The organism is Deltaproteobacteria bacterium, from assembly GCA_016874735.1.
In the GTDB taxonomy this organism is placed as follows: Bacteria; Bdellovibrionota_B; Oligoflexia; order Oligoflexales; family CAIYRB01; genus CAIYRB01.
The window spans coordinates 41,666-50,372 of sequence record VGTI01000026.1 but is presented as its reverse complement, the minus strand read 5'-3'; the positions used below and the strand labels follow the sequence as shown (position 1 = coordinate 50,372).

General features: G+C 53.4%; 7 protein-coding genes. 2 read left to right on the top strand and 5 right to left on the bottom strand.

Annotation, left to right across the window (positions count from 1 at the left end; translation table 11 throughout):
- Positions 1 to 296 precede the first annotated feature (296 nt).
- Positions 297 to 986 carry a hypothetical protein gene (locus FJ146_11570; GenBank protein ID MBM4252601.1) on the top strand — a complete coding sequence of 230 codons (690 nt, stop codon included), beginning with the start codon at positions 297 to 299 and terminating at the stop codon, positions 984 to 986.
- Positions 987 to 1,030: 44 nt separating this feature from the next.
- Here the strand turns inward: FJ146_11570 and FJ146_11565 are convergent, their stop codons facing one another.
- The 4 genes from FJ146_11565 to FJ146_11550 form a co-directional block, all read right to left on the bottom strand.
- Positions 1,031 to 3,604 carry an FtsX-like permease family protein gene (locus FJ146_11565; protein ID MBM4252600.1) on the bottom strand — a complete coding sequence of 858 codons (2,574 nt, stop codon included), beginning with the start codon at positions 3,602 to 3,604 and terminating at the stop codon, positions 1,031 to 1,033.
- Positions 3,597 to 4,283, bottom strand: a complete 687-nt coding sequence (locus FJ146_11560) for an ABC transporter ATP-binding protein (protein ID MBM4252599.1) — start codon at positions 4,281 to 4,283, stop codon at positions 3,597 to 3,599. Before FJ146_11560 ends, FJ146_11565 begins: the two co-directional genes overlap by 8 nt.
- 5 nt (positions 4,284 to 4,288) lie before the next feature.
- Positions 4,289 to 4,930: an arylesterase gene (locus FJ146_11555; GenBank protein ID MBM4252598.1), complete on the bottom strand. Its 642-nt coding sequence runs from the start codon at positions 4,928 to 4,930 to the stop codon at positions 4,289 to 4,291.
- Between the two features lie 116 nt (positions 4,931 to 5,046).
- Complete coding sequence (locus FJ146_11550; GenBank protein ID MBM4252597.1) at positions 5,047 to 6,666, bottom strand: ATP-binding cassette domain-containing protein; 1,620 nt, start codon at positions 6,664 to 6,666, stop codon at positions 5,047 to 5,049.
- Between the two features lie 269 nt (positions 6,667 to 6,935).
- Between FJ146_11550 and FJ146_11545 the strand changes: the two genes are divergently transcribed.
- Positions 6,936 to 7,478: a hypothetical protein gene (locus FJ146_11545; GenBank protein ID MBM4252596.1), complete on the top strand. Its 543-nt coding sequence runs from the start codon at positions 6,936 to 6,938 to the stop codon at positions 7,476 to 7,478.
- An 82-nt stretch (positions 7,479 to 7,560) separates the two neighbouring features.
- Here the strand turns inward: FJ146_11545 and FJ146_11540 are convergent, their stop codons facing one another.
- Positions 7,561 to 8,697 carry a hypothetical protein gene (locus FJ146_11540; GenBank protein MBM4252595.1) on the bottom strand — a complete coding sequence of 379 codons (1,137 nt, stop codon included), beginning with the start codon at positions 8,695 to 8,697 and terminating at the stop codon, positions 7,561 to 7,563.
- Positions 8,698 to 8,707: the final 10 nt, after the last annotated feature.

The following is an 8,707-nucleotide window of genomic DNA, read 5'->3' as shown; positions in this document are numbered from 1 at the left end:
TCTATCGTGAAGCAATATATCGAGGCGCAGAAAACACCACCCTGAACTCGCTAACACTGCGTGTCAGCTCGGGCGGGTGCCTTTTATCCCCGCCATGAATGGCAGGGTTTTACGGCACCAATGATAAATAACTTGCCGTATTTATTTAAAAAATAATTTAGTTTGTGCACCAGCTAAAGATTCTACCACTCGTTGCCGATGACTCGTCACTGCCAGGTCCGGCACCCGGCATTTCGACCCTGAGCTGCGCCCATGAGCTCTGGGATTCTTCAGTCTGCCGGGTAAGGAGTAAGGTGATGAGGACCAGACATCATTTAGCAATCGCAGCGCTACTCACGCAGGGAGCATGCGGCCAACTACAGTCGGCCGAAGATGCCCAAGCGCAACTCGAAGCCGCAATGTCCGACACAGAGCAAGCAGCAAACGAGCTTTACCTAGACGACTTGACAGAGGCCTCTGCAGAGGACGATGTCGCGGGGGACACCAGCGACAGCTCCGTCACCGAGGACGTCGAGAAAAGGCGCCTCAGTCAAATGTCCGAGACCTTATTCAACGAACTCGATGCCGATTCGTCCGGAACTCTCAGCAAGGCTGAGTTTGTGGCCGGACCTGTGAAGCGCGCCGAAGATAAAGGCATGACCGAAGAGAAGAGAACGAAGGTTGCGACGAAAATGGCCGCTGACTTTGATCAGTATGCCGGAGAAGACGGTGTGTTGTCACCAGACGAGCTCAAGACGCTACTCACTAACGTGGCTCCGCGCGTGGGTAAGCACCGCGCCAAACACCATCCGGGCAAGCAAAAAGACCGCGTCAATGAAAGCATGCAAAATTTAAAAAACAATTTTGACACCAACAAAGACGGCAAAATTGGCGCCGATGAAGCCATGAGCATGCGCACGCAACGCAAGAATAAGATCAGTGAAGTTAGAACGAACAAACTCCCACCGCTACCGCCACCTCCAGGTGGCCAAAACGGTGGTAGATAATTTTGGGGCTGACTACGGGGCGAATGAGGCTGAGCACAAAGCGCTCAGACTTCGCCTAGCAGGCTTACCGCAGGTTCTTTAAGTGGGCGACGGGATGCCAGAAGTCCCGTCGCACAAGTCAGTAGCGGTAAGACTAAAGTTGCAGCTACGATAGTTATGAAATCAGCTGCCCAAATTTGATCAAACAGCAATTTAGCTGTACCCCACGAGAGCCCGAGACTAGTAAGGCTGCCCAGTAACCCGGCTCCTAGCCCTAACAGGCCAAACTCTAGCATGAGACTCCAACGGAGATCTGCAAAACTTAGACCAATGGCCTTCAGCAGAGCCATATCGCGCTGCTTCTGACGAGCTCGATCCTGCGCCATTGCAAATATGACGCCCAGTCCCGCCATAATGGCCAATGCAGCCATGACATTGAGGGCATAGGACATCTGCGTGACTAACGCCAAAATTCTAGTCACAGTCGCCCCAATATCAATGACCGAAATATTAGGGAGCAATTTCACGATAGCTGACTGCATCGTCGTTTTATCAGGCGCTGACGTCACCGAAGCGATCAAAGTTTGCGGTGCATCGTCAAGAACGCCAGGTTGGAATTGGACGAAAAAATTAGGCTGAAAACTAGTCCACCGCACCTTGCGAAAGTTACGCACCTTACCATCAACCCGAACCCCTTGAACATCAAAGCTGAGCACATCACCCAAATGGATACCCACCCGCTTGGCAAACTGCTCCTCGACCGATACAAATGGCAGATCCGTCGGGGTATCCGCAGGAAAAGGCAGTCCCGCCGTAATTTCCTCAGATGGTGATAAGCTTGACCGGTAAGACAAATTGTAAAGGCGACTGCGTGCCCGTTCGGTCTCTTCACGCTCGCGGCTCGTGAAAACTTGCGTGCGCGTCGTTGAAACCTTTTGTTCCACCGGCTGCTGGCCGTTGATGAGCTCCAATCGAGCGCGGATAAGTGGCGATACTAGCCCTAACGCGCCTCCCTCACGCTGCACAATGTCCCGTAACGGCTGCAACTGCTCTGGCTGGATATCAAATAAAAATAGTGCCGGTAAAGTATCCCGACTTGGCCGCACAAGCTCACCCGCAATACCCGTGCGTAGCTGCGGAATCAGTATCAGTAACAAGGTCCCCAGCGCCAACGAGACAAACGACACCAACGTCGCCAGGCGGTGACGCGTCATACTGAGTACACCCAGGTCCCATGCCAGCCACCGCGACTGTGACAGCCGCGCTAGCAATACTAGTCCTAATTGCCCCAGACCAGATAAGATCAGCGCACTAGCTAAAAACCCTATCACAAAAAGAGAGCCTACTTTCGGGGAGTTGGCCTGTATGGTGGCCACCGCCCAAAATAACACCAGAGAAGGTAGCCACCACAGGGCACTGAGCCCGAAACGCCGCCCCCTACCCTCATTGCCCTCATAGGCAGCGTCCTGAAATAGCTGCGCCGGTTTAACGCGCCGCAACTGCACCAAGGTAGGTAGCGCGATCACAACGCTGCCGCCAATGGCCCAAACCGCAGCCAAAAGCCAACTCCGCGGATTAGCAATGAGCTGAAACCCACTGCTCGCCAGCTCCTGGGGCACCAAGCCCGCTAGCACACGCGGGAGTAAAGGAAGAAATATTTGCGCCGCAACCAGACTGATCACTGCTGCCAGTGTTGCCACGATAACGAGCTGCACAAGATACACCATTTGGGTGGCGCCGACGCCTAGCCCCATACTGAGCAGCACCGCCATGTCACGCCGCTTTTTGCTCAGGTAACTACGAAACAAATAAGCGCACGTCACACCGGCAAAAAACGTCGCCACCAATGCCGCCAGACCCAGATAATCATTAAGGTACTGGAGAAACCGCCCACTATCGCGGCTTGATTCGTAGTGCGTGTCGACCTTCACGTCGGCAGACATCACCCGCCTGAGATCGTTAGCAACGACGTTAAGATCAAGTTCCGGCGGTAGCTTAAGAATCCATACGTACCAAAGGCGACTACCCGTCGCCAGTAGCCCCGTCGATTCCATCATGGCGATATCGATATATGCCCGCGGCGCAATGCGGAATCCAAGCCCAGACAGTGTCGGATCCTGAGCCACACTATGTGTCACATGAAAAGTCTGACTACCAATCTTTAGCGTGTCACCGCGCTTGATATTAAGCTGCTGCAGGAGCTCTGGATACACCCAGGCCACTGGTCCGCTTAACGTAGCACCGTCACGCGAAGGATCTAAAGTTAATGAGCCGTAGAACGGAAACTTGCCATCAACAGCCCTAATATCCACAAGGCGGCTGTCGCCACTGGCAGTTGCGACCATAGACACCAACTGAATCTCACGTCGCACTTCGATGTGGCCGTGAGAGTTATCAGTCAGAAACTTGGACAAGGCACTGTCGTCACTGGGAGCGAGCTGGCGGAGGCTGTAAAGCTGAATATCCCCACCTAGGAGCGTCTGGGATCGCTGCTCAAGATAGCTTTGCATGGAATGCTTAAAGCTATCGAGCGCTAAAAACCCAATCAGCCCCAGACTTAAACTCAGCACAAAACTAACGAGAAAACCGCGACTACGCAGCAACTCTCTCCCGGCCAGCCATGCTACGGTGTTAGACATGCTCCAGTCGCCCCGCCTGTAGCATCAAACGCTGATCGCAGCGCCGTGCCAACTCCTCATTATGCGTCACCAAAATCAGAGTGATACCATGCGCCTTAGTTAATTCAAAAAGCAGCCCCATCACCTGATCGCCGGTGCGCACATCAAGGTTACCACTCGGCTCATCGGCCAGAATTCCTGCAGGTTTTGTGATCATGGCACGCGCAATGGCCACTCGTTGACACTCGCCACCGCTCAAGCGCGACGGCACGTGATCAATCCGGTGCTCAAGCCCCACATCGGCGAGGGCGCGCTGCGCGCTGACCGAGGCCTCATGTGCTGTCGCCCCCAGGATGCGTAGTGGTAGCGCTACGTTCTCTTCAGCAGTTAGGTGGGAAATCAAATGAAACTGCTGAAATACGATACCAAGATGCCGTGCACGAAACTGCCCGAGTTGCGATTCACTGAGCTCACCTAGGTCTTGATTCATCACGCGAATGCGCCCAGTGCTCGGGCGATCCAGCCCCGCCATAAGCGACATCAAAGTAGATTTACCACTACCTGACGGCCCAATGATGGCAATGCGGCTGCCTCGCTTTATACTGACATCGCAATCCTTTAGGATTTGCAAGGACTCGCCGTCCCGCGCACCAGGATAGGACTTGGCGACGTGGTCTAATGTGATAAAGGTCTCTGACATTACAGTTACGCCTTTGATTTCGCGGTGACCATCGGTTTGAGATAACGCCACACATTCTTGGCAATAATTTTATATCCGTCCTTATTAGGATGGATACCATCAGCGAGATTTAGCTCGGGCTCGGCTGCAACGCCCTCAAGAAAAAAGGGAATGAGCTCGAGTCCCTGACTCTTGGCCAGGCGTGGAAATACCGCGCGAAAATCTTCGGTAAATTGGGGACCATAGTTAGGTGGCATCCGCATCCCCGCAAGCAGCACACGTAGCTGATGCTCCTTAGCTAAGCGAATCACATTGAGGAGATTGGTCTCGGTAGCCTTGGGATCAAGCCCCCGTAAACCATCATTAGGGCCGAGCTCAAGCACCAGGATTGCCGGCTTTTTGAGCGATTTTAAGTGCCATTTGAGTCGCGACACGGCACTGGCTGAGGTCGATCCGCTGATCCCGGCATTAATCACGGTAACCTCAACTATCCCGTCGGCCTTGATCAGACCATCAAGCACCGCTGGCCAGGCCTCCTCCTTACTAAGACCGTAACCCTCAGTTAGGGAATCTCCGAGACACAGCACAGTCAGCGGGCTAGCCATAGCTAGCTCGGAACACAAAAATGCACAGGTCACACCGATCAAAGCCCAAAATAGCTGCTTCATGCTTCCTCCCAGCTTGACCTCGCCCGGTCTTCAAGTGGGAATGATAACGCGGCTCCCGTGAGGGATCGATGTGTATTTAGAAAAAAGCGCGACGGGTTTGGTAGCCCGCCCCGCGGTTAGTACAAACGCTCACGCTGGGCCGCCACTTCGGGCGACTCCAGATAGTCGTCGTAGGTCATGACCTTATCTAGAATACCTTTGGGCGTAATTTCCACGATCCGCGTCGCCACGGTGTTGACGAACTCACGGTCCTGAGAGGTAAACAGCACGGTGCCCTTGTAGTTGATCAGACCTTCGTTCAGAGCCGTGATCGACTCCAAGTCCAGGTGGTTAGTTGGTTCATCGAGGATGAGCACGTTATTACGCTGCATCATCATACGCGCCAACATACAGCGCACCTTTTCACCCCCCGACAACACAGGAGCCAGCTTGGTGGCTTCTTCACCACTAAAAAGCATCCGCCCGAGAAATCCACGCACAAATTCCTCGTCGCGCTCGGCGTCACTGCGGGCCCATTGCCGCAGCCAGTTGATCAGGGTCAAAGGTTCCTTGAAGTAGGTAGCATTGTCCTTGGGGAAGTATCCGCGTGAAGTAGTAATGCCCCAGCGCAGCTCACCGGCAGTCACTGGCTGCTCACCGACAAGCATCTGAAACAGGTGAGTTGCGTAAGCGCCGTCGCGCCCTACAAAAGCCACCTTCTCACCTTTGGTTATGGTGAGATCTAGGTGATTAAACATCGAGCGGCCGTCCAAGGCACCTGCGAGACCAGTCGTCTGGAGGAGGTCTTTGCCGGCCTCGCGCTCCTCGGTAAACACAATGTGAGGATATTTACGAGACGAAGGCTTGATTTCCTCGACGTTGAGCTTACCCAACATCTTTTTCCGCGAGGTTGCCTGACGCGATTTCGAAGCATTTGCGGAGAAGCGCTCGATGAAGCTCTTCAGCTCCTTGATCTTATCCTCGGCTTTTTTGTTCTTATCGTATTTTTGTTTCAGAGCGAGTTGACTTGCTTGGTACCAGAACGAGTAGTTGCCGGTGTAAAGCGTGATTTTGCTGAAGTCGATATCAGCGATATGCGTGCACACTTTATCCAGGAAGTGACGGTCATGCGATACGACAACGACCGTGTTCTTAAACTCACACAGGAACTCCTCGAGCCACATGATAGACGCTAGATCAAGGTTGTTCGTAGGTTCGTCAAGCAGCAAAATATCTGGACTACCCGATAAAGCCTGCGCCAACAGAACGCGCACTTTGAGACCAGCCTCGAGATCACGCATCTTCAGCTGATGCAACTCAGCTTTGACTCCAAGCGCCTCCAGCATCTCACCTGCCTGCGATTCGGCATCCCAGCCGTTCATCTCGGCAAAGCGCGTCTCAAGCTCGGATGCTCTGAGTCCGTCCTCCTCGCTAAAGTCGGCCTTGGCGTAAAGCTGCTCCTTCTCCTCCATGATGGCGTAGAGCGGCTTATTACCCATGAGAACAGTCTTCAATACGTCAATATCGTCAAACTCAAACTGGTTTTGTTTGAGTACAGCAATGCGCTCACCTGGCGTCACCAGAACGTCGCCGAAATCAGGCTTGATCTCGCCCGACAGAATTTTCACAAAGGTGGACTTACCGGTTCCGTTAGCACCGATCAAACCGTAGCAGTTACCGGGAAGGAATTTGATGGAAACGTCTTGAAACAGAACCCGCTGACCGTAGGCTAAAGTCACACTATTAGTACTGAGCATGAAAAAGAGCACCTTTCTAAAGTGGGTGCCCCAGCATACTCATTTTTTCATTAAAATCAAGTAATCCGCTCCTTTAAAACCGATAACATCATCAAAAATTGCTTTGGCTTCTGGTCCTAACTGAGCGACTATATAGCCTCAGGCAGAGCCCACCCCCTCAGGGTTACCGCTCTGCCTTTCTATCAGGTGCTGTCATCTTCGAGTGCTCCGACCGTCGCTCATGGTGGGCCGCGGACATGGGGGACTCACTTACTAGCGAGGCTACAACTATGCGTTTGACTTCCATCGTCAAGGGAATGGTCTTCGGTTCGGCACTGGCTCTCACCCTAGCTGCTACGGCTAAGGCTGAAAGCGTCGCTGCCCCAGGTAAAGTCTTTTACGTAAGTAACAATGGTGAACTGGTTAAGCGCGAGCTAACCCTAACGGTGCCGGCCCGCGGTCAGGGTGAGGTCACTTTGGCCAACGACAACTGGTCGGCATCCAGCAGTCGGTTCTTCACGGCCAAGTACCATGGCCGGACGGTATTCTACGTCGTATTCAATGACGTCGGTCCTAACCACAAGCAAATGCTGCTACGTGGTAGCTACCTGCGCGGCACCAACCTCGCTGCATACTGGGGTGATGTTTACTTCGGTCATTGCCCAGAGGGCCAAACCGTCGAGTCCTGCGCTAACACTCAGGATCACCAACAAGGACGCCAGCACTGGGACCACGTTGGTGGCTTCGCTTTCAAAGCGCCGGTAACTGGCGGGCAAGCTCCGGTTGAAGGCTCGCAGCAGAGCCAAGACGCAGCAGCCATCTTTGGCGAGTAAGTTGCGTTAAACTTTTAAGCAAAAGCGGGACGTCCCACAGGGTCGTCCCGCTGTTTTTTTGCACCAAATGACGCTCTAACTATTAGTCTATTGAGGTTTTGTAAATCTGCTCGAGGCGTTTAAAGTACCCTTGGAATACCGGCGCCGTCTCGCGGTAGAGGAAGTCAGGACGCGCCTCGGATACCCAGCGACCACCGATCACGTCGCCGTTTTTATTGAGTTCGAGCCAGTACTTGTAGAGGGCTCCCTGCTCAACGGCACCAATGGGATCAGTGCTCGGCTCCGTCTCCACCGTGTAGTAAACAGCCGTCTCGACAAGCAGTTCCTTGACCGTGCCTTCGGCCGCGCCGGGAGTCGCCGCAGCGACCTCTTCGACCACCCGGCTTTGGTAACTGTTAATGGGCTGATTCCACACTTCGCTGTCGCGGGTCCGGTCCATAACTAGGCCTAACCGCTTTTTACCGATCTCATTGGCAAGCGTCAGGTGCAACATTCCGGGATTGACGTCGCGACATTCTGGAGTTTCCTTGGCCGCATCGACCTCGGCCCTGGTGATCTCACCGGCAGCGAGTCGCTCCTCGAGCTTTTTGAACTCCTCGTTACAGCGCTCACCGGCAAACACCGTCTTCGTCGACCGATTGCCATTATATTGTTGATAGTAAATGAGTAGCGCTTTGATGTCAGAGGGGTAGAACACGACCGTGTTGTCGTTGGTCAAAGCTACTTCGACTGGTTTTTGAGGCTCAGCAAAGTTTTGCGACGCTGGCGCCCAACCGTGGCACAGCCCATACCATCCTGGGATCTCAAATCCCTCCTTGTAATCAGGCGATCCTGGCACGGTCTTCATAATCTCAGTGCGGGCTCGCTCCGAAGCTACCGTCGGAAAATCAAAGCGACCAAGGAGCACATCGTACTTCTCTGCCGGTGAAAGTACTTCGAGGCGTGCGTTCTTTGTAGTCTCAGGAATCAAATCGTAGCCATAATCAGAGGTGAGCCAACGTACACTGATACCACCCGTGTAGGTAGGCCAATAGGAGTCACTCCACCCTTTCATCTTGACTTCGCCAGACAGTGGCAATTTCCTGAACTTGGTAACAAGTTCGTTACCGGAAATGACTGTGGGATCGTTGTCACTGTTCCAAGCCTCGGCCAACTGAGATCCGGATTTCGGTCCACATGCTGGCATGATTGCTAACATAGCTATCAGTATTTTTTTCATCTAGGTAGTC

Bases quoted from the DNA above. Each gene is read 5' to 3' on its own strand.
- FJ146_11565 (MBM4252600.1), bottom strand. From the start codon at position 3,604: ATGTCTAACACCGTAGCATGGCTGGCCGGGAGAGAGTTGCTGCGTAGT.
- FJ146_11545 (MBM4252596.1), top strand. From the start codon at position 6,936: ATGCGTTTGACTTCCATCGTCAAGGGAATGGTCTTCGGTTCGGCACTG.
- FJ146_11550 (MBM4252597.1), bottom strand. From the start codon at position 6,666: ATGCTCAGTACTAATAGTGTGACTTTAGCCTACGGTCAGCGGGTTCTG.
- FJ146_11560 (MBM4252599.1), bottom strand. From the start codon at position 4,283: ATGTCAGAGACCTTTATCACATTAGACCACGTCGCCAAGTCCTATCCT.
- FJ146_11540 (MBM4252595.1), bottom strand. From the start codon at position 8,697: ATGAAAAAAATACTGATAGCTATGTTAGCAATCATGCCAGCATGTGGA.
- FJ146_11555 (MBM4252598.1), bottom strand. From the start codon at position 4,930: ATGAAGCAGCTATTTTGGGCTTTGATCGGTGTGACCTGTGCATTTTTG.
- FJ146_11570 (MBM4252601.1), top strand. From the start codon at position 297: ATGAGGACCAGACATCATTTAGCAATCGCAGCGCTACTCACGCAGGGA.